General features: G+C 63.8%; 18 protein-coding genes. 11 read left to right on the top strand and 7 right to left on the bottom strand.

What is annotated here, in order from left to right; genetic code table 11:
* Positions 1-12 precede the first annotated feature (12 nt).
* Positions 13-594 carry an RNA polymerase sigma factor RpoE gene (gene rpoE, locus SA190iCDA_RS08840; RefSeq protein WP_013792331.1) on the bottom strand — a complete coding sequence of 194 codons (582 nt, stop codon included), beginning with the start codon at positions 592-594 and terminating at the stop codon, positions 13-15.
* 603 nt (positions 595-1,197) lie between these two features.
* Here rpoE and nadB point away from each other — a divergent pair.
* Positions 1,198-2,814: an L-aspartate oxidase gene (gene nadB, locus SA190iCDA_RS08835; RefSeq protein ID WP_070886594.1), complete on the top strand. Its 1,617-nt coding sequence runs from the start codon at positions 1,198-1,200 to the stop codon at positions 2,812-2,814.
* Here the strand turns inward: nadB and SA190iCDA_RS08830 are convergent.
* Together SA190iCDA_RS08830 and SA190iCDA_RS08825 are read right to left on the bottom strand one after the other, a co-directional pair.
* Positions 2,783-3,235, bottom strand: coding sequence for a protein YgfX (locus tag SA190iCDA_RS08830; RefSeq protein WP_070886593.1), 453 nt, complete (start codon positions 3,233-3,235; stop codon positions 2,783-2,785). The genes nadB and SA190iCDA_RS08830 overlap by 32 nt on opposite strands.
* The gene (locus tag SA190iCDA_RS08825; RefSeq protein WP_070886592.1) at positions 3,219-3,473 is read right to left on the bottom strand and encodes a succinate dehydrogenase assembly factor 2; all 255 of its coding nucleotides are present in this window, start codon (positions 3,471-3,473) and stop codon (positions 3,219-3,221) included. Before SA190iCDA_RS08825 ends, SA190iCDA_RS08830 begins: the two co-directional genes overlap by 17 nt.
* Positions 3,474-3,630: 157 nt before the next feature.
* Between SA190iCDA_RS08825 and SA190iCDA_RS08820 the strand changes: the two genes are divergently transcribed.
* Together SA190iCDA_RS08820 and SA190iCDA_RS08815 are read left to right on the top strand one after the other, a co-directional pair.
* A complete protein-coding gene (locus SA190iCDA_RS08820) occupies positions 3,631-4,572 on the top strand; it encodes a YgfZ/GcvT domain-containing protein (RefSeq protein WP_070886591.1) in 942 nt (313 codons plus the stop codon).
* 48 nt (positions 4,573-4,620) lie between these two features.
* Positions 4,621-5,457, top strand: a complete 837-nt coding sequence (locus SA190iCDA_RS08815) for an HDOD domain-containing protein (protein WP_070886590.1) — start codon at positions 4,621-4,623, stop codon at positions 5,455-5,457.
* Positions 5,458-5,490: 33 nt separating this feature from the next.
* Here SA190iCDA_RS08815 and SA190iCDA_RS08810 read toward each other — a convergent pair whose 3' ends face one another.
* Entirely contained in the window at positions 5,491-6,882 is a 1,392-nt protein-coding gene (locus SA190iCDA_RS08810; protein ID WP_070886589.1) for a sensor histidine kinase, read from the bottom strand.
* Entirely contained in the window at positions 6,875-7,546 is a 672-nt protein-coding gene (locus SA190iCDA_RS08805; RefSeq protein ID WP_070886588.1) for a response regulator, read from the bottom strand. Before SA190iCDA_RS08805 ends, SA190iCDA_RS08810 begins: the two co-directional genes overlap by 8 nt.
* A 240-nt stretch (positions 7,547-7,786) precedes the next feature.
* On the opposite strand from SA190iCDA_RS08805, the gene SA190iCDA_RS08800 reads away from it, so the two are divergent.
* The 6 genes from SA190iCDA_RS08800 to SA190iCDA_RS08775 all read left to right on the top strand — a co-directional run bounded on the left by SA190iCDA_RS08800 (position 7,787) and on the right by SA190iCDA_RS08775 (position 14,135).
* Entirely contained in the window at positions 7,787-9,052 is a 1,266-nt protein-coding gene (locus SA190iCDA_RS08800; protein WP_070886587.1) for an OprD family porin, read from the top strand.
* A gap of 30 nt (positions 9,053-9,082) precedes the next feature.
* Positions 9,083-10,066 (top strand): Bug family tripartite tricarboxylate transporter substrate binding protein, encoded by a 984-nt coding sequence (locus SA190iCDA_RS08795; RefSeq protein ID WP_070886586.1) that lies wholly within the window; start codon positions 9,083-9,085, stop codon positions 10,064-10,066.
* An 87-nt stretch (positions 10,067-10,153) separates the two neighbouring features.
* Complete coding sequence (locus SA190iCDA_RS08790) at positions 10,154-10,609, top strand: tripartite tricarboxylate transporter TctB family protein (protein WP_083329825.1); 456 nt, start codon at positions 10,154-10,156, stop codon at positions 10,607-10,609.
* 3 nt (positions 10,610-10,612) lie between these two features.
* Positions 10,613-12,127, top strand: coding sequence for a tripartite tricarboxylate transporter permease (locus tag SA190iCDA_RS08785; protein ID WP_236101137.1), 1,515 nt, complete (start codon positions 10,613-10,615; stop codon positions 12,125-12,127).
* The gene (locus SA190iCDA_RS08780; protein WP_070887854.1) at positions 12,120-13,175 is read left to right on the top strand and encodes an AbrB family transcriptional regulator; all 1,056 of its coding nucleotides are present in this window, start codon (positions 12,120-12,122) and stop codon (positions 13,173-13,175) included. Before SA190iCDA_RS08785 ends, SA190iCDA_RS08780 begins: the two co-directional genes overlap by 8 nt.
* Before the next feature lie 105 nt (positions 13,176-13,280).
* Complete coding sequence (locus tag SA190iCDA_RS08775) at positions 13,281-14,135, top strand: DUF6279 family lipoprotein (protein WP_070887855.1); 855 nt, start codon at positions 13,281-13,283, stop codon at positions 14,133-14,135.
* On the opposite strand, the gene ung is transcribed toward SA190iCDA_RS08775, so the two are convergent.
* Complete coding sequence (gene ung / locus SA190iCDA_RS08770; RefSeq protein WP_070887856.1) at positions 14,136-14,834, bottom strand: uracil-DNA glycosylase; 699 nt, start codon at positions 14,832-14,834, stop codon at positions 14,136-14,138.
* 350 nt (positions 14,835-15,184) lie between these two features.
* Between ung and SA190iCDA_RS08765 the strand changes: the two genes are divergently transcribed.
* Both SA190iCDA_RS08765 and SA190iCDA_RS08760 read left to right on the top strand, forming a co-directional pair.
* A complete protein-coding gene (locus SA190iCDA_RS08765; RefSeq protein WP_070887857.1) occupies positions 15,185-16,003 on the top strand; it encodes an enoyl-CoA hydratase in 819 nt (272 codons plus the stop codon).
* Positions 16,004-16,034: 31 nt separating this feature from the next.
* Positions 16,035-17,135 carry an enoyl-CoA hydratase/isomerase family protein gene (locus tag SA190iCDA_RS08760; RefSeq protein ID WP_070887858.1) on the top strand — a complete coding sequence of 367 codons (1,101 nt, stop codon included), beginning with the start codon at positions 16,035-16,037 and terminating at the stop codon, positions 17,133-17,135.
* Positions 17,136-17,139: 4 nt separating this feature from the next.
* Here SA190iCDA_RS08760 and SA190iCDA_RS08755 read toward each other — a convergent pair whose 3' ends face one another.
* Entirely contained in the window at positions 17,140-18,483 is a 1,344-nt protein-coding gene (locus SA190iCDA_RS08755) for an HlyD family type I secretion periplasmic adaptor subunit (RefSeq protein ID WP_139159564.1), read from the bottom strand.
* Between the last annotated feature and the right edge of the window lie 12 nt (positions 18,484-18,495).

Here is an 18,495-nt window from a genome sequence, read left to right as displayed (position 1 = left end):
GTCGCCGCTGTCTCAGGCTTCCTGCAACAAAGGTTGCAGGGACTTGTCGATGGCTTCACGCGCCCGAAAGATTCGCGAACGCACGGTACCAACTGGACACTGCATGACGCTCGCAATGTCTTCATAACTAAGACCATCAAATTCACGTAACGTTAGCGCCGTTCGTAAATCTTCTGGCAGTTGCTGGATGCTCCGATGCACGGTGGCTTCGATTTCATCCCTCAACAGGGCTCGCTCGGGAGATTCGATATCCTTGAGGGCGTGGTCGCCATCGTAGAACTCGGCATCCTCTGCACTTACATCGTTGTCCGGTGGCCGGCGGCCACGAGAAACGAGATGATTCTTCGCCGTGTTGATGGCGATGCGGTACAGCCATGTATAGAACGCACTGTCGCCGCGAAAGTTTCCCAGTGCCCGGTAAGCTTTTACAAAAGCTTCCTGGGCGACATCCTGAGCTTCATGGGTGTCGTGCACGAATCGCACGATCAACCCGAGAATCTTGTGCTGATACTTCAGCACCAACAGATCAAATGCTCGCTTGTCACCGCGCTGCACGCGCTCGACCAGCTGCTGATCTTCTTCCTGGGTTAGCATGAATACTCCTCGTTGAGCCCGTAGGAGGTCTGCGCCTGCCAGAAGATCGATCTGCCGAAATAGACTCGAGTCATATGCAAAAGTTCTCCCCCTACAAACAAGCTTCCCACAAAACATTTTTTGGTTTTGCACGAAACCACGCACCAGGGCCACTGCCTGCTGCGCGAATTGTCTTTAGATCACCTGACGGATCGAATCGAATGGTACGACCACTTCGCTCGCCGACTCGCCAGACACATTCCCTCTCCGGGGCGACTCCGCTATAGAACCCTGCCCCATGACAAAGTTCATACAGGTTTCAGCGGATAAGATGCAGCTCCAGCATGGCGGCCAGCCGCGCAGGCATATCGCCATCCCAACACGATACACGTTCTGCGCCGCACAACCTACCAGGTCGGCTATTGTGCCGTTGCCCCCCTCTATATACTAGGGGCCGCCGAGCTGCCGCCATGGCCCTTGAAGCCCCGCCGCAGGCTCATAGCGACCATTCGAGTGACCTCCAGATACAAAAAGTTGACGGCCATGACCGTGTCGACAGAGAGCACCCGCAGTGATCGACAGGCGCATCCTTTCAGCTGCACGCCACCCAGCGGACCCATAACAATGAGCCAACATTTTCAGCACGACGTTCTGGTTATCGGCAGCGGGGCCGCCGGCCTTACCCTGGCGCTCACCCTTCCCGACGACCTGAGCATCGCCGTGCTGAGCAAGGGCGAGCTGACCAATGGCTCGACCTACTGGGCCCAGGGCGGAGTCGCCGCGGTGCTGGATCACGGCGACACCGTCGATTCCCATGTCAACGACACCCTCAATGCCGGTGCCGGCCTGTGCCGTGAAGATGCCGTGCGCTTCACCGTGGAGCACAGCCGCGAAGCCATCGAATGGCTGATCGAACAGGGCGTGCCCTTCACCCGTGACGACAAGCATGATCGCGAAGACGGCGGCTTCGAATTTCACCTGACCCGTGAAGGCGGCCATAGCCACCGACGCATCATCCACGCTGCCGACGCGACGGGCGCAGCCATCTTCAACACCCTGCTCGAGCGCACACGCCAGCGCCGCAACGTGGAATTGCTCGAGCAGCGGGTCGCCGTGGATCTGATTACCGAACGCAAACTGGGCCGAGACGGCCAGCGCTGCCTGGGCGCCTATGTGCTGAACCGGCGCAGCGGCGAGGTGGACACTCACCACGCGCGCTTCGTCATTCTCGCCACCGGCGGCGCGGCAAAGGTCTACCTCTATACCAGCAACCCGGACGGCGCCTGCGGCGACGGCATCGCCATGGCCTGGCGCGCCGGCTGCCGGGTCGGCAACCTGGAATTCAACCAGTTCCACCCCACCTGCCTCTACCACCCCCAGGCCAAGAGCTTTCTGGTTACCGAAGCCCTGCGTGGCGAAGGCGCACTGCTGCGCCTGCCCAACGGCGAACGCTTCATGCCGCGCTTCGACCCCCGCGAGGAACTGGCGCCACGTGACATCGTGGCCCGCGCCATCGATCATGAGATGAAGCGCCTGGGTATCGACTGCGTCTATCTGGATATCAGCCACAAGCCGGCGGACTTCGTCAAAAACCACTTCCCGACCGTTTACCAGCGCTGCCTGGAATTCGGCATCGACATCACCCGCCAGGCCATTCCGGTGGTACCCGCGGCCCACTACACCTGCGGCGGCGTGCTCGTCGATCAGGCCGGACACAGCGACGTGGCAGGTCTGTACGCCATTGGCGAAACCAGCTTCACCGGTTTGCACGGCGCCAATCGCATGGCCAGCAATTCGTTGCTCGAGTGCTTCGTGTATGCGCGTTCGGCCGCCGCCGACATCGTCGCCAACCTGCATAAAGTGGCGATGCCCGCCGACCTGCCCTCCTGGGACGCCAGCCAGGTCACCGACTCGGACGAGGACGTGATCATCGCCCACAACTGGGACGAACTGCGGCGCTTCATGTGGGATTACGTGGGCATCGTGCGCACCACCAAGCGGCTGCAGCGCGCCCAACATCGCGTGCGCCTGCTGCTCGATGAAATCGACGAGTTCTACAGCAATTACAAGGTCAGCCGGGATCTGATCGAGTTGCGCAACCTGGCCCAGGTGGCGGAACTGATGATCCTGTCGGCCATGGCGCGCAAGGAGTCGCGCGGCCTGCACTACACCCTGGATTACCCGGACCTGCTAGCCGAAGCACGCGACACTATTCTGCAACCCGCCAACGCTGACGGCTGAACTTCAGGCGCACCCGCAGGCGTCGATGCATGTCCGGCAGCATGGCGTCGACAGGGATGCACAGGCTGTGGGTGAACGGGCGCCCCGGCAGGCGCAAACGCACGATGACCAGCCAGGGCAGCGCCATGCTGTCTGCCTGCAGGGTGACGGGTTGCCATTGCCCGCCGCCGCGCTGCACCTGCCAACCTTCGTCGTCATGACGTAAACGGTTGAAGACGGCCGGATGGGTCAGCAACACATGCCTGGGCAATACCCAGGCGGCATGGCAGCCGCACGCCAGCAGGCCGAGCAGACGCGCCCAGAGGGCAACCTCGACGAGCAGTAACGTCAGCAGCGCCAGGGCCTGGGCGCACAGGTAGATTTCCAGCAGCCGCCGTGACGGCCGCCAGTGGCACTCGAAGCGTTTACTTGGGCTGGACACGATCCAGGATCATGCGAACGATGTGACGCAGATCGGCATCCTCCGGCTCGCCACGCTGCATGAACCAGCCGAACATGTCCTGATCCTCGCACTCGAGCAGCTTGCGGTAACGGGCACGATCGCCCTCGTCGAGCGAGGGGTAGACCTCCTGCACGAATGGCACCAGCAAAACGTCCAGCTCCAGCATGCCGCGCCGGCTGTGCCAGAAGAGGCGATTGAGTTCAGTGGCGTCGACCATGGCAATGCTCCTCGGAAAAGGCCGGCAGTATACCAACAGCCGCCGCTTGCATCAGCGTCGCCAGCCGAAACGCCAGGCGGTGCTTTTGCCTGTAGCTAGACGCTTGCCGCTGCTCTTATCATGGCAGCCTCATTCTTTGCCCACGATCGTCTCGACCATGGCCGACAGCGCTTTCTTTTGCCCGCTTACCCACGAAGGCATCCTTGCCGTGCGCGGCCCCGATGCAGGCAAGTTCCTGCAGGGCCAGATCACCTGCAACATCAACTACCTCGGCACCAGCGGCTCGAGCCTGGGCGCTCGCTGCACGCCAAAGGGCCGTATGCTGTCGAGCTTTCGTATCGTCAGCGTAGCCGACGGGTTTCTCCTGGCCATGAGCCAGGAGCTGCTGGCACCGCAGCTCGCCGAACTGCAGAAATATGCGGTGTTCTCCAAGGCCAAGCTGGGCGATGAAAGCGCCGCCTGGGTTCGCTTCGGCTTGGGTGGCGCGGATGCCGTCCTGCAGGCCCTGGGACTGGATCTCGCCGCCGAGGCCGACAGCGTGACCAGTACGGATTCGTTGCTCGCCATTCGCCTCAGCGACGGCCGCGCCGAGTTATGGGCGCCGGCCGAGCAGGCCGACCCCCTGCGCGCACGCCTGAGCGAGCACCTCGCCGAAGCCAGCCTCAATGACTGGTTGCTCGCGCAGATCCGCGCCGGCATTGGCCAGGTGACCGGCACGACCCGCGAGCTGTTCATCCCGCAGATGATCAACCTGCAGGCCGTGGGCGGCGTGAGCTTCAAGAAGGGCTGCTACACCGGCCAGGAAATCGTTGCTCGCATGCAGTACCTGGGCAAGCTCAAGCGCCGCCTTTATCGCCTGCGCATGGCTGGCGAGCAACCGCCCGTGCCTGGTACCGAACTGTTCTCCCCTGTGCACCGCAGCGCGGTGGGCGAAGTGGTGCTGGCCGCCTCGAGTGCCGAGGGTATCGAGCTGCTGGCGGTCGTGCAGGAAGATGCCGCGCTCGATGGCCGCGTTCACCTGGGCAGTCTGGAAGGTCTACCGCTCGACCTGCTCGAGCTGCCGTACGCGCTGGACAGCAACCGCGAAATTCAGCGCTGACCTACACTGGGTAGCGTCTGCCCTCACTCCGCCAATAACGAGAATTTCATGAGCAAACTCGCCGAAAAAGTCCTGCTGGATCTGACCAGGGCCATCGACCACGATGAACTGGTGCTGCCTACCCTGCCCGAGGTCGCCCTGAAGGTTCGCGAGGCGGCGGAGGACCCTAACGTCGGCATTCCCGAGATGACCAAGGTCATCGGCAACGATGCGGCGCTGACTGCGCGCATCATCAAGGTGGTGAACAGTCCGCTGCTGCGCACCAACCGGGAAATCACCGATCTGCAGATGGCTATTGGCCGCCTGGGTATCAACTACACCTGCAACCTGGCCACCGGCCTGGCCATGGAGCAGATGTTCCAGGCGACCACCGATGTGGTCGACCGCAAGATGCGCGAAGTGTGGACCAAGAGCACCGAGATTGCCGGCATCTGCCACGTCCTGTGCCGCCACTACACGCGCCTGATGCCGGACCAGGCCACCCTCGCCGGCCTGGTGCACCAGATTGGCGTGTTGCCGATTCTCACCTACGCCGAAGAGCACAGCGAGCTGCTGGCCGACTCGATCAGCCTCAACCACGTGATCGAGCAGATCCATCCGATCATTGGCGACAAGATCCTGCGCACCTGGGAATTCCCGGAAATGATCGCCTGCATCCCGAGCCAGTACCTGAACTTCAGCCGCGACGGTGGCAAGGTCGATTACGTAGACATCGTTCAGGTCGCCACGCTGCAGAGCCACCTTGGCACCCCGCATCCTTACACGCAGCTGGACTGGAGCCAGATTCCGGCGTTCGCCAAGCTCGGCATCAAGCCGGACCTGGATATCCACGCCGACGAAGATCTGTCGGCGGCCATGGACGCAGCCATGACCATGCTGCAGTGACCGCTGCGGGGCGAGGCCTGCCTCGCCCCGCGGTCAACTGGCTTCGCCGCGGAATACCACACGCACCAGCAGCCCATGGGGGCTGGCCTGATGCAGGCTGATATCGGCCCGGTGGGCGCGGCAGATCTCGCCGACGATGGCCAGCCCCAGGCCAGCGCCCAGCCCCTGGGCCTGGCGTCGGTAGAACCGCTCGAATACCCGCTCCCGATCCTCCTCGGGAATGCCCGGCCCATCGTCCTCGACCTCCAGCACGCCCGGCTCCTGCACCCGCAGGATGACGTTGCCGCCGGCTTCGGTATACGCCATGGCGTTGTCGACCAGGTTGCACAACAGCTCGTTGAGCAGCGTCGGCTCGCCGCGAATCCACACCGACTGCTCGGCTTCCAGCGCCAGGGCGACGCCGCGCGAATGGGCCAGGGGCGCCAGCGCCATGCCCAGCTCACGGGCCAGTTGGCTGAGATCCAGGCGCAACGCCCCGCCTTCGGCGATTGCCCGCGCACCGCTTTCGATTCGCGCCAGCGACAACAGCTGGTTGGCCAGATGGGTCAGGCGATCGGCATTGAGGGCGGCGTCTTCCAGCGTCGCGTGCCAGATGCGCGGGTCCTGGTCACGCAAGCCCAGTTCGACTCGGGCCTTGAGCGCCGCCAGGGGCGTGCGCAGCTCATGGGAGGCATCGGCGATGAACTGCGATTGCCGCTCGAACAGGCCGCGCAGGCGGTCGTTGAACTGATTCAAGGCGTTGACCAGCGGTCGCAGCTCCCTGGGCATGTCCTCGTCCGGCAATGGCCGCAGGTCGTCGCTGCTTCGCGCGGCGACCGTCCTACGCAGGCTTTCGAGCGGGCGCAACCCGGCGCTTACTGCCAACCAGACCAGCAGCAGCGCGCTGAGCGATAGCAAACCCATGCGCCACAGCGTGCCCAGCAGCAGATCGCGGGTCATGCGCTCCCGGGCACCCTGGGTTTCAGCCACGCGAATCTCGGCAACACCGCTGTAGCCGGGCTCGCTGACCGGCTGCAGAAAACTTACCACCCGCACCCCCTGGCCGCGGTAGTCGCCGTCGTAGAACTTGGCCAGTGCCGGGTAATCGTTGGTTCGCGGTGTTTCCGGCGGGGCGGCCGGCAGGTCTTCGTAACCCGAGACCAGTTCACCCTTGGGCCCGAGCACCTGGTAGTAGATACGCCCGGCGCTATCGTAGGCGAAGGTATCCAGGGCAATATAGGGCACGTTGGCGCTGAGCATGCCCTCGACGGCGTAGAGCCCGTCGGAGATCGCCCGTGCCGAGGCCAGCAAGGTGCGGTCATAGGCCGTATCGGCGGCGTGCCGGGCGCTCCAGTAGGCGGTCAGGCTGCTGACCAGCAGGATGACCGTGAACAGCACGGCCAGCCGGCGAATCAGCCGGCCACGCAAACTGCCGGGGCTAACCACCCGTGGCTTCCAGCAGATAACCCAGGCCGCGGAAGGTGACGATGCGCACCGCACCGCCCTCGAGCTTCTTGCGCAGGCGATGGATGTAGATCTCAATGGAATCGGCGCTCGCCTCCTCGTCCAGGCCGAACACCTGGGAGGCCAACTGCTCCTTGCTCATCACCCGTCCAGGCCGGGAAATCATCGCCTCGAGCACGGCCTGTTCGCGGGAGGTCAGGGCGAGGCTTTCCTCCAGCAGGGTGAAGCGTCGGGTATCCAGGTCATAGACCAGGTCGCCACAACGCAGCTGCTGCTCGCCACCGAGCATGCTGCGACGCAGTAGTGCCTTGACCCGCGCCTCCAGCTCGCTCAGTTCGAAGGGCTTGGCCAGGTAGTCGTCGGCGCCCAGGTTGAGGCCGTGCACGCGGTCCTTGACCTCTCCGCGGGCCGTGAGCATCAGCACCGGCACGGTCTTGCCACGGGCGCGCAAACGGGCCAGCACCTCGAAGCCATCCATGCGTGGCAGGCCGACGTCCAGGATCGCCAGGGCGTACTCCTCGCTGCCGAGGGCGAGATCCGCCGCCACGCCATCATGCAGAACATCCACCGTCCAACCAGCGCTCTTGAGCGCCTGGGTGACGCTTGCCGCCAACTGCGGATGATCCTCGACCAGCAGAATTCGCACTGCAACCTCCAACCGAACCATGGACTTGACCGCCATGTGTGGCGAGAGTTTACCGCTAGCGCGAGGCGTTGGCAGTTACGGCGTGCAGCGGCGGCACATATGCAACAACTTTCAACACTGAAAGGTTGATGAAAGGTTGCACTTCTAGGATCGCTACAGGGCGGCTCGATCCGCTCGCAAAACGATCTGCGCAGTGCTGTGCGGTCGTGAAAAACAATAACAACAATGGAGTTACCCCACATGCCGACAGCCATGCGCCAGGCTATCTCGCCGTTGAGCCTGCTCAGCCTCGCACTGCCAACCGCACTACTCGCCCCAATGGCTCACGCTGCTTTCGTCGAAGACAGCTCCGCCAGCCTGACCACCACCAATATCTACCTGAACCGTGATTTCCGCGAAGGCACTGGCCAGAACAAACGCGAAGAATGGGGTCAGGGTTTCCTGCTGGACCTGCGTTCCGGCTTCACCGAAGGCACCGTCGGTTTTGGTGTCGATGCGATGGGCATGCTGGGCGTCAAGCTGGACTCCGGCGGCGGCCGCACCGGTACCGACCTGCTGCCGGTTCAGGATGACGGCGGTACGCCGGATGAGTTCTCCCGTCTGGGCCTGACCGCCAAGCTCAAGGTGTCGGAAACCGAGATGCGCTACGGCTCGCACATTCCCGAACTGCCGGTGATCAAGGCCAGCGACAGCCGCCTGCTGCCGCAGGTATTCGAAGGCGGCCTGCTGACCTCGTCCGAACTGGACGGCCTGACGCTCACCGGTGGTCGCCTGGACAAGGTTATCGACCGTGCCTCGACCAACTCCGAAGACATGCTGCTCAACAGCAAGAACGGCCGTTATGCCGGCGGCATCACCGCCGACCATCTCGACCTGGCGGGTCTCGATTACGCTTTCAGCAAAAGCGTGACGGGGCGTTATTACTTCGCCGACCTCGACGATATCTACCGCCAGCATTTCTTCGGGCTGCAGACCAAGCATGCCCTGGGCGCCGGCGTACTCTCCAGTGACCTGCGCCTGGCCATCAGCAACGACAGCGGCGCGTCCAAGGCCGGCAAGATCGACAACCGGGCCTTGAACGGCATGGTCAGTTACGCCATCGCCAGCCACAAGTTCGGCCTCGGCTATCAGGACATGAGCGGCGACACCGGCTTCGCCTATATCGATGGCAGCGATCCGTTTTTGGTCAACTTCGTGCAGATCAACGACTTTGCCAACGCCGACGAACGCTCCTGGCAAGCCCGCTACGATTTCGACTTCGCCAAGGTCGGCGTTCCTGGCCTGAGCTTCATGGCCCGCTACATCAGTGGTGACGACGCCAAGATCAGCGGCAGCAACCAGACCGGCGGCGAGTGGGAGCGCGACATCGAACTCAAGTACGTGGTGCAGAGCGGCGCGCTGAAAGATCTCTACGTGCGCGTGCGTAATGCCAGCTTCCGCTCCGATTTCGCTCGCGATGCCGATGAAAACCGCATCATCGTTGGCTACTCGCTGCCTATTTGGTAACTCACAATAAAAACTCGGAGGATCCGTCCCATGAAAAAGACCTTTACCCGTATAGCCCTGACAGCCGCCTGCATGGCCTTCGCAGGCCCCCTACTGGCCGATGAGCCCCGTCGTCCGGAATGCATCGCGCCGGCAGCCCCCGGCGGCGGCTTCGACCTGACCTGCAAGCTGGCGCAGAGCGCGCTGGTGGAGAGCAAGCTGCTCAAATCGCCGATGCGTGTGACCTACATGCCCGGCGGCGTCGGCGCAGTAGCGTACAACGCCGTGGTCGCCCAGCGCCCTTCCGAAGAAGGCACCATCACCGCCTTCTCCAGCGGCTCGCTGCTCAACCTCGCCCAGGGCAAGTTCGGCCGCTTCGACGAGAACGCCGTGAAGTGGCTGGCCGGCGTTGGCACCAGCTACGGTGCCCTGGCCGTCCGCAAGGACTCGCCGCTCAAGAATCTGGATGACCTGGTCAAGGCTCTCAAGGAAAACCCCGGCAAGGTGGTGATTGGTTCCGGCGGTACCGTCGGCAGCCAGGACTGGATGCAAACCGCTCTGGTTGCCCGCGCCGCCGGTATCAACCCGCGCGAAATGCGCTATGTCGCGATGGAGGGCGGTGGTGAGCTGGCCACCGCCCTGCTCGGTGGCCATATCCAGGTCGCCAGTACCGACATTTCCGACTCGGTGCCGCACGTCGAAAGCGGCGACATGCGTATCCTCGCCGTCTTCGCCGAAGAGCGCCTGCCGGGTGCCAAGGTGGCCGACATCCCGACCGCCAAGGAACAGGGCTATGACGTGGTCTGGCCGGTAATCCGCGGCTTCTACCTCGGCCCGAAGGTCAGCGACGAAGCCTACACCTGGTGGAAGAACTCGTTCGACCAGCTGCTGGCCTCCGACGACTTCGCCAAGCTGCGTGAAAGCCGCGAGCTGTATCCGTTCGCCATGACCGGTGAAGAACTGGACGCCTACGTGAAGAAGCAGGTTGCCCAGTACAAGGAGCTGGCTCAGGAATTCGGCCTGATTCAGCAGTAACCCGCTCTAACCGCTTACGACTCACGGTCATCCTCTGGGCACTGCCCAGGGGATGCTTTTGGCATGATAAAAAACGAGGACTCCCTCATGTCACAACGCATATTTGGCGTGGTGCTACTGCTGGCGTGCGCAGGGCTGGGCATCGTTGCCTGGGGCTACCATGCGCCCTTCTCCTACGAACCGGTGGGCCCGCGCGCCTACCCGATGTTGCTGCTGATCCTCATGGGCCTGGGCGCCATTTACCTGTTGGTCAAACCGTCCAGCACGACGTCTCATGACGACGAGCCCCCGCTGGACAGGCACGTGATCGCCAAGGTGGCCGGTTGCGTGGTGGTCTTCACCCTCTATGCGGCGCTGTTCGAGCCCCTGGGTTTCATTCCCGCCAGCCTGATCTTCGGCATCGCCATGGCCCGACTCTATGAGGGCAGCTGGAAGACCAGCGTGATTTCCGGCGTGGTGCTGGCAGTCGGCTTGTACCTGCTGTTCGACAAGATCCTCGACGTCCCGCTGCCGCTCGGCATTCTTTCCAGCCTGGAGATCTGATCCGTGGATACTTTTAGCTACCTGGGCCAGGGCTTCGGCGTCGCCCTGAGCCCCTACAACCTGTTCACCGCCCTGTGCGGCACCCTGATCGGCACCGTCGTCGGCCTGCTGCCGGGCCTGGGCCCGATCAATGGCGTGGCGCTGCTGATTCCAATCGCCTTCGCCCTCGGCCTGCCACCGGAAACCGCGCTGATCCTGCTCGCGGCGGTCTACCTGGGCTGCGAATACGGCGGTCGTATTTCCTCGATCCTGCTGAACATCCCAGGCGAGGCCTCGGCGGTGATGACTACCCTGGACGGCTATCCGCTGGCCCGCCAGGGCAAGGCTGGCGTGGCGCTGTCGATCTCCGCCTGGAGCTCGTTCGTCGGTGGCCTGATGGCGACCTGTGGCGTGGTGATCTTCGCCCCGCTGCTCGCCAAGTGGGCAGTGGCCTTCGGCCCGGCCGAATACTTCGTGCTGATGGTCTTCGCCATCGTCTGCCTGGCGGGCATGGCCGGCAACAAACCCATGAAGACCGCCATCGCGGCCTGTATCGGCTTGTTCCTGTCGTGCGTCGGTATCGACTCCAACAGCGGCGTGTACCGCTTCACCTTCGGCAGCCTGGGCCTGGCCGACGGCATTCAGTTCGTGGTGCTGGTGCTGGGTCTGTTTTCGGTCAGCGAGATCCTCGTGCTGCTCGAGCGCACCCACCATGGTCAGAAGGCCATCGACGCCAGTGGCCGCATGCTGTTCAACGTCAAGGAAGGCATGTCGGTACTCGCTACCAACCTGCGCAGCGGTGCCACCGGCTTCTTTATGGGTGTTCTGCCAGGCGCCGGCGCAACCCTGGCCAGCGCCGTGTCGTACATGGCCGAGAAACGCCTGGCGGTGAAGGACAACAAGTTCGGTGACGGCGACCTGCGCGGCCTGGCGGCGCCGGAAACGGCGAACAGCGCCGCGGCCTGCGGCTCGATGGTACCGATGCTGACCCTCGGCGTTCCCGGCTCGGGCACCACCGCGGTGATGCTCGGCGCCCTGACGCTGTACAACATTACCCCGGGCCCGCTGCTGTTCCGCGACCAACCGGATATCGTCTGGGGTCTGATCGCCTCGCTGTTCGTGGCCAACATCATGTTGATCATCATCAACGTGCCGATGATCAAGGTGTTCACCAAGATCCTGGCCGTGCCGTATTGGGCCCTGGTGCCGGCCATTGCCATCATCACCTCGATAGGCGTCTATGCGGTGCATGCCACCGCGTTCGACCTGTATCTGATGATCGGCATCGGCGTCGCAGGCTACATCCTGCGCAAGATGGACTTTCCGCTGTCGGCGGTGCTGCTGGGATTCATTCTCGGCGGCATGATGGAGCAGAACCTGCGCCGCGCCCTGTCGATCTCCAACGGCGAGCTAGGCATCCTGTTCGCCAGCCCGATCACCTGGGGCGTATGGGCACTGATCGCCGTGATGATCGCCCTGCCGTTCTACCGCACCTGGCGCAAGCGCAGCCAGCGCAAGGCCGATGCGGCCAATGCCTGATAGCGAAAACCCGCACGGCAATTCCAAGCACCTGCGCAGCTGGTGGCTCACGCCACTGGTTGGCGCAGCTGGTGGTTACCTGGCCAGCCTCGTCGGTTGGCCGTTGCCGTGGGTGATCGGTTCGCTGCTGGCAGTCATCCTGCTGCGCTGCTGCGGCGTACTCAGCCAGGAAATGCCGGGCGGCCGCCAGGTCGGTCAATGGTTGGTGGCCGCCGGCATCGGCCTGCATTTCACCAGCGAAGTGCTCGAGCAGGTGCTCGGCAACCTGACGATCATCCTCTTCGGCGCCTTCGCTACCCTCGCCCTCAGCGCCATCGGCATTGCCGGCCTGCGCCGCGCCGGGGTGGATCGTGCCACGGCGTTCTTCGCCAGCATGCCGGGCGGAGCCAGCGAAATGGTCAACCTGTCCCGCCGCCATGGCGCCCAACCGGCACGTATCGCCGCCGCGCACAGTATGCGCCTGCTGATGGTCATCCTGTTGATCCCGGCACTGTTCACCTGGGGCCTGCCACCCGCCGAGCCCGCACCGCCCGTGCCGGTGGACTGGTTCTGGCTGGCCATCCTGCTGCCCGCAGGTGCACTGTTGGCCGTGCTGTGGCGCCGCCTCGGGCAACCCAACCCCTGGATGCTCGGCCCGTTGACGCTGTGCGCCGCAGCCAGCGTGATTTTCGATCTGCATATCGGCATGCCGGGCTGGCTCGGTCAGGCCGGGCAATGGCTGATAGGCTGCGCCCTGGGCTGTCATTTCGACCGGGCGTTCTTTCGCAGCGCACCGGGCTTTCTGTTGCGCGTGATGCTGTTCACCCTGCTGGCGATGATCGTCACGGCGCTGCTCGGTTCGGCCATCGGCTGGGTGAGTGGTATCGAATCGGTGTCGCTGATGCTCGGCATGATGCCTGGCGGCATCACCGAACTGTGCCTGACCGCAGAAGCGCTGCAGTTGTCGGTGGCCCTGGTCACGGCGCTGCAGGCCTTGCGCCTGTTTCTGGTGATGTTTCTGGCCGAACCCCTGTTCCGGCTGTGGCAGCGCCACTCGCCGCTGCCCTGACCTCTCAGGTCTGACTCCGTCAGGCTTTTTTAGCGGATATGTCCGAATGCGCGCTGTCGACATGGCTGGCGTACTCTTTCCCAGCGCGCACCGAGAGGAATCGACATGTCCGGGTATCTGAAGAGCTTGCTCCTGCTGCTATCGCTCGGCCTGCTGGTCAGTGCCTGTAGCAAGGCTGGCCTGGCCTATCGCAACCTGGACTGGGTGATTTCCTGGCGGGTAGATCAGTACCTGGATCTCGATTCGCAGCAAAAGGCCTGGTTCAAGCCGAAGCTGCAGGAGCATCTGGCCTGGCACTGCAGCACCGAACTGCCGCGCTATGTGGACTGGCTGCAGCGCACTCAGGACCTGCTTCAGGAGCCCGCGCCAGACGCCAGTCAACTGGAGGCACAGATGATCGAGGCCGAGCAGGCGTTCCATGCCGTCGTGCAGCAGACCAACCCCACGGCCGTCGCGCTGCTTGCCGATCTGCGCCCCGAACAGGTCGAGCGGCTCTATGCGCGGATGGAAAAGGGCAATGTCGAAGACCGCCAGAAATTTCTCGAGCCGCCCCTGCAGACCCAGATCAGCGAGCGTGCCGAGCGCCTGGAAAAGCGCCTGAGCCCCTGGTTCGGCTCACTCAACGAGACACAGCGGGCGCGCATCGGCCAGTGGGCTAGCGAGCGCCGTGATCAGAACCGCCTGTGGCTGGAAAACCGTGCACGCTGGCAGAGCGAATTTCGCAGCGTGCTGGACCAGCGCGACGCCGAGGACTTCGCCCAGCGCATGAACCAGGTGCTGGAGAACCGTCGCGGCGCCCATGACGAGCAGGCCACCCAGGCCTACGAGCAATCGCGCCAGGCGATGGCCGCCCTGCTCAGCGATCTGCTGGCCGCTGCCGACGACAAGCAGCGTACCCAGGTGAACCAGCGCATCGCGTCCCTGCAAAGCGACCTGGCCGGGCAGATCTGCACCGGCTGATCAATCCTGGAGCGGCGGCAGGCGCCAGTCGATCGGCGCCAGCCCATGCTGCTCGAGGAACTTGTTGGTGCGGCTGAAGTGGCCGTTACCGATAAAACCGCGATGCGCCGACAGCGGTGAGGGATGGGGCGAGCGCAGCACCAGGTGCTTGCTGGTGTCGATCAAGCGCTCCTTGCTCTGCGCATGGGCGCCCCAAAGCAGAAACACCAGATGCGGGCGCTGCTCGCTGACCAATGAAATGATCCGGTCTGTGAATGGTTGCCAGCCCTTGGCCGCATGGGAGCCGGCATTGCCGCGCTCGACGGTGAGCGAGGTGTTGAGCAGCAACACGCCCTGCTCCGCCCAGGACTGCAGATAGCCGTGGCTGGGAATATCGATATTGAGGTCGCGCTTGAGCTCTTTGTAGATGTTCAGCAGCGACGGCGGCGTAGCCACCCCGGGCTGCACCGAGAAACACAGGCCATGGGCCTGGCCTGGACCGTGGTAAGGATCCTGGCCGATGATCACCACCTTGACCTGATCGAGGGGCGTGGAATTCAGGGCGTTGAAGATCAGCGGGCCGGGTGGATAGATCTCCTTGCCGGCCGCCTTTTCCTGGCGCAGGAAATCGCCCAGGACGCTCATGTAGGGCTTGTCGAACTCGTCGTGAAGCGCCTGTTTCCAGCCGGCCTCCAGCTTGACCTTGTCTGCGGCGGACATGCCTGCTCCCGGTAATCCAATGAAACCGGCACGCTAGAGAAGCCTCCTGCTCAAGTCAAGGCAACGCCCGGTCACGTATGACGACAAGGTTTGGCAGCGGCAATTTCTTAGACCAAAAGCGAATCACACGAACCGCCGATAACCGCGTAAAAAGGAGCGGCCAGTAACCCTGCCAGCCCAACGGCCTGGACCTGCAGCGTCGTCCGGCGGTGGCGGTCGCCAGCAAAACGCGCTGGTAGCCCGGAGGGCGGCACCGGACTGCGATCTGGCCACCTGGCAGAGCACGCGCTGCCACGCCGAGCGAGCTTTGACGCTACAGTAAAGACACCACCGCTAGAAGAGGACACCTTATGAGTACGGCACTGGAACCCTACAAACCCGGTATCTTCGACCTGACCCACAAGCTCACGGTGGAAAAGCACGGCCACACCGCCCTGCTCACCATCAATAACCCACCTGCCAATACCTGGGACCGAGAATCGCTGATCGGTCTCAAGCAGCTGATCGACCACCTGGACCGCGATGACGACATTTATGCGCTGGTCATCACCGGCCAGGGTGGCAAGTTCTTTTCGGCCGGGGCCGACCTGAAACTGTTCGCCGATGGCGACAAGGCCCGCGCCCGGGAAATGGCCAGCCGCTTTGGCGAGGCATTCGAACGACTCAGCGCCTTCCGCGGGGTATCCATTGCGGCGATCAACGGCTACGCCATGGGTGGCGGCCTGGAGTGTGCACTGGCCTGCGACATCCGCATCGCCGAGCGCCAGGCCATGATGGCCCTGCCGGAAGCCAGCGTCGGTCTGTTGCCCTGCGCCGGCGGCACCCAGAACCTGCCCTGGCTGGTCGGCGAAGGTTGGGCCAAGCGCATGATTCTGTGCGGGGAACGGCTCGATGCCGACACCGCGTTGCGCATCGGCCTGGTGGAGCAGGTGGTCGATACCGGCGAAGCGCGCGGCCATGCGCTGTTACTGGCTTCCAGGGTCGCCAGCCAGAGCCCGGTGGCAGTGCGCGCCATCAAGCCGCTGATCCAGGGTGCGCGCGAAAGGGCTCCGACGACCTGGCTGGCTGCCGAGCGCGAACGCTTCGTCGACCTGTTCGATGCCGTCGATACCCGAGAAGGGGTCAACGCCTTTCTGGAAAAGCGCACGGCCAACTGGCGCAATCAATGACGTTTACCGGCAACTGCCCCTGGAACTGCACATGAATGTCACCTTCGAAGAACGCCCCAGCCTGCATGGCTACCGCATCGCCATCGCCAGCCTGGACGCCCCCGCCAGCCTCAATGCCCTGTCGTTGCCGATGATCGACGCCCTGCAGGATCGCCTGCAGGCCTGGGCCGACGACGCTGATATTGCCTGCGTGCTGCTGCGCGGCAACGGCAGCAAGGCATTCTGCGCGGGCGGCGATGTGGTGCAACTGGCCAAGCAATGCCTGGCCAGCCCCGGTGAGGCGCCCGAACTAGCCGAGCGCTTCTTCGCCCGCGAGTATCGCCTCGATCACTATCTGCACACTTACGCCAAGCCGCTGATCTGTTGGGCTCACGGCCACGTTCTGGGTGGCGGCATGGGGCTGCTGCAGGGCGCGGGGATTCGCGTCGTCACGCCGAGCAGCCGGCTGGCCATGCCGGAAATCAGCATCGGCCTGTTTCCGGACGTGGGCGGCAGCCACTTCCTGTCTCGCCTGCCCGGCAAGCTGGGCCTGTTCTTCGGGCTGACCGCCAGCCCTCTGAATGCCCGCGACGCCCTCGACCTGAACCTGGCCGATCGCTTTCTGCTGGACGACCAGCAGGACGCCCTGATCGACGGGCTGATTCAGCTGAACTGGCGTGACCAGGCCGACCTGCAATTGCATAGTCTACTCAAGGCGCTCGCACAGCAGGCCCAAGGCGAGCTACCCGCCGCGCAGTGGCTGCCACGCCGCGAGCGCCTCGATGCCCTGCTCGATCAGGCCACCCTGCCCCTGAGCTGGCAGGCCCTGGCCAGCCTGGAAAACGATGACGACGCCCTGCTCGCCAAGGCCGCCAAGACCCTGCTCGGCGGCAGCCCGCTGACCGGTCATCTGGTATGGGAGCAGATCAGGCGCGCCCGGCACCTGTCATTGGCCCAGGTGTTTCGGATGGAATATGGCATGAGCCTGAGCTGCTGTCGTCACCCGGAGTTCGCCGAAGGTGTGCGGGCCCGGCTGATCGACAAGGATCACGCCCCCCGCTGGCACTGGCCGGACGTGACCCAGGTGCCGGAGCAGGTGATCGCCGCGCATTTCGCCGCGTTCGACGATCACCCCCTGGCCGATCTGGCCTGACCGATCAGCGCTCGCGCAGCGCCTCGGCGCGAGCGCGAATGATCGGCTTGAGCAGGTAGCTGAGCACACTCTTCTTGCCGGTGATGATGTCCACCGAGGTGACCATGCCCGGAATGATCAGCAACGGATGCTCCTCGGTGCCCAGGTGGCTCTTCTCGGTGCGCAGCTTGATCAGGTAGAAACTGTTGCCTTCCTCGTCGGTCACGGTATCCGCGCCGATCTGCTCCAGCTTGGCCTTAAGGCCACCGTAGATGGTGTAGTCGTAGGCGGTGAACTTGACCACGGCTTCCTGCCCCGGATGCAGGAAGGCGATGTCCTGCGGACGAATGCGCGCCTCGACCAGGATGGTGTCGTCGATGGGCACGATTTCCACCATGTCGCTACCGGGCTGGATCACGCCGCCAATGGTATTGACCAGCAGCTGCTTGACGATACCCCGTACCGGCGAGGTGACCAGGGTGCGATTGACCCGATCCTCCAGCGCTTTACCGGTGGACTCGATCTTGCTCAGGTCGGTGCGCGCCTCGTTCAGCTGGGTCAGCGCCTCGCTGCGAAAACGCCCACGGGTCTCGTCGATCTTGCGCTCCACCTCCTTGATCGCTGCCTCGGCACGGGGGATCGCCAGGCCGGTCGCCTCCAGTTGACCGCGGCTTTCCACTTCGGCCCGCTTGAGGCGTAGCACCTCCACCGGCGATACGGCGCCCTCGGCCACCAGCGGCTCGGACATGCGGATTTCCTGGCGCAACAATTCCAGGCTGTTTCGGAACTGACTCTGCTTGGACACGAACTCGCGCACTTCCTGACGGCGCTGGGTCAACTGTTCCTGCAGCCCAGCGATCTCGTCCTGCAACTGCTGCTGACGGCTGAGGAACAACGCCCGTTCGCTCTGCGCCAGGCCTGGTGCCTTGGCGGCGATGTCCTCGGGAATGGCCAGTTCACGCCCTTCGACTTCGGCACTCAGGCGTTCGACGCGCATGGCCAACGACAAGCGATCGGCTTCGGTCTCGCCCACGTTCGAGGCGAAGCGCGTGTCGTCCAGGCGCAACAGCGGCGTGCCGGCTTCGACCACCTGCCCTTCGTGGACGAACAGCTCGGAAACGATGCCGCCTTCCAGGTTCTGGATCTTCTGCACCCGCGAGGACGGAATGGCCTTGCCTTCGCCGCGGGTCACCTCGTCGACTTCGGCGAAATTGGCCCACAGCAGGCAGAACACCACGAAGGCGATGATGCCCCAGAGGGTCAGGCGCATGACCCGCGGCGCATCCTCGATGAGCGCCTTGCGCACCTCGGGGAGCGGCTCGTCGCCAACCTCGTCACGGGGGCCGAAATAGGAAGCGGCAGCGCGTATGAAGCGCTGGAG

Origin of the sequence: Pseudomonas argentinensis, assembly GCF_001839655.2 — a bacterium.
GTDB classification, from domain to species: domain Bacteria; phylum Pseudomonadota; class Gammaproteobacteria; order Pseudomonadales; family Pseudomonadaceae; genus Aquipseudomonas; species Aquipseudomonas argentinensis_B.
Note: the sequence above shows the minus strand (reverse complement) of the source record. Positions and strands in the feature narration are given on the sequence as shown.

Bases quoted from the DNA above. Each gene is read 5' to 3' on its own strand.
- SA190iCDA_RS08795 (WP_070886586.1), top strand. From the start codon at position 9,083: ATGAAAAAGACCTTTACCCGTATAGCCCTGACAGCCGCCTGCATGGCC.
- SA190iCDA_RS08765 (WP_070887857.1), top strand. From the start codon at position 15,185: ATGAGTACGGCACTGGAACCCTACAAACCCGGTATCTTCGACCTGACC.
- SA190iCDA_RS08760 (WP_070887858.1), top strand. From the start codon at position 16,035: ATGAATGTCACCTTCGAAGAACGCCCCAGCCTGCATGGCTACCGCATC.
- SA190iCDA_RS08800 (WP_070886587.1), top strand. From the start codon at position 7,787: ATGCCGACAGCCATGCGCCAGGCTATCTCGCCGTTGAGCCTGCTCAGC.
- SA190iCDA_RS08825 (WP_070886592.1), bottom strand. From the start codon at position 3,473: ATGGTCGACGCCACTGAACTCAATCGCCTCTTCTGGCACAGCCGGCGC.
- rpoE (WP_013792331.1), bottom strand. From the start codon at position 594: ATGCTAACCCAGGAAGAAGATCAGCAGCTGGTCGAGCGCGTGCAGCGC.
- SA190iCDA_RS08775 (WP_070887855.1), top strand. From the start codon at position 13,281: ATGTCCGGGTATCTGAAGAGCTTGCTCCTGCTGCTATCGCTCGGCCTG.
- SA190iCDA_RS08780 (WP_070887854.1), top strand. From the start codon at position 12,120: ATGCCTGATAGCGAAAACCCGCACGGCAATTCCAAGCACCTGCGCAGC.
- SA190iCDA_RS08815 (WP_070886590.1), top strand. From the start codon at position 4,621: ATGAGCAAACTCGCCGAAAAAGTCCTGCTGGATCTGACCAGGGCCATC.
- SA190iCDA_RS08790 (WP_083329825.1), top strand. From the start codon at position 10,154: ATGTCACAACGCATATTTGGCGTGGTGCTACTGCTGGCGTGCGCAGGG.
- ung (WP_070887856.1), bottom strand. From the start codon at position 14,834: ATGTCCGCCGCAGACAAGGTCAAGCTGGAGGCCGGCTGGAAACAGGCG.
- nadB (WP_070886594.1), top strand. From the start codon at position 1,198: ATGAGCCAACATTTTCAGCACGACGTTCTGGTTATCGGCAGCGGGGCC.
- SA190iCDA_RS08820 (WP_070886591.1), top strand. From the start codon at position 3,631: ATGGCCGACAGCGCTTTCTTTTGCCCGCTTACCCACGAAGGCATCCTT.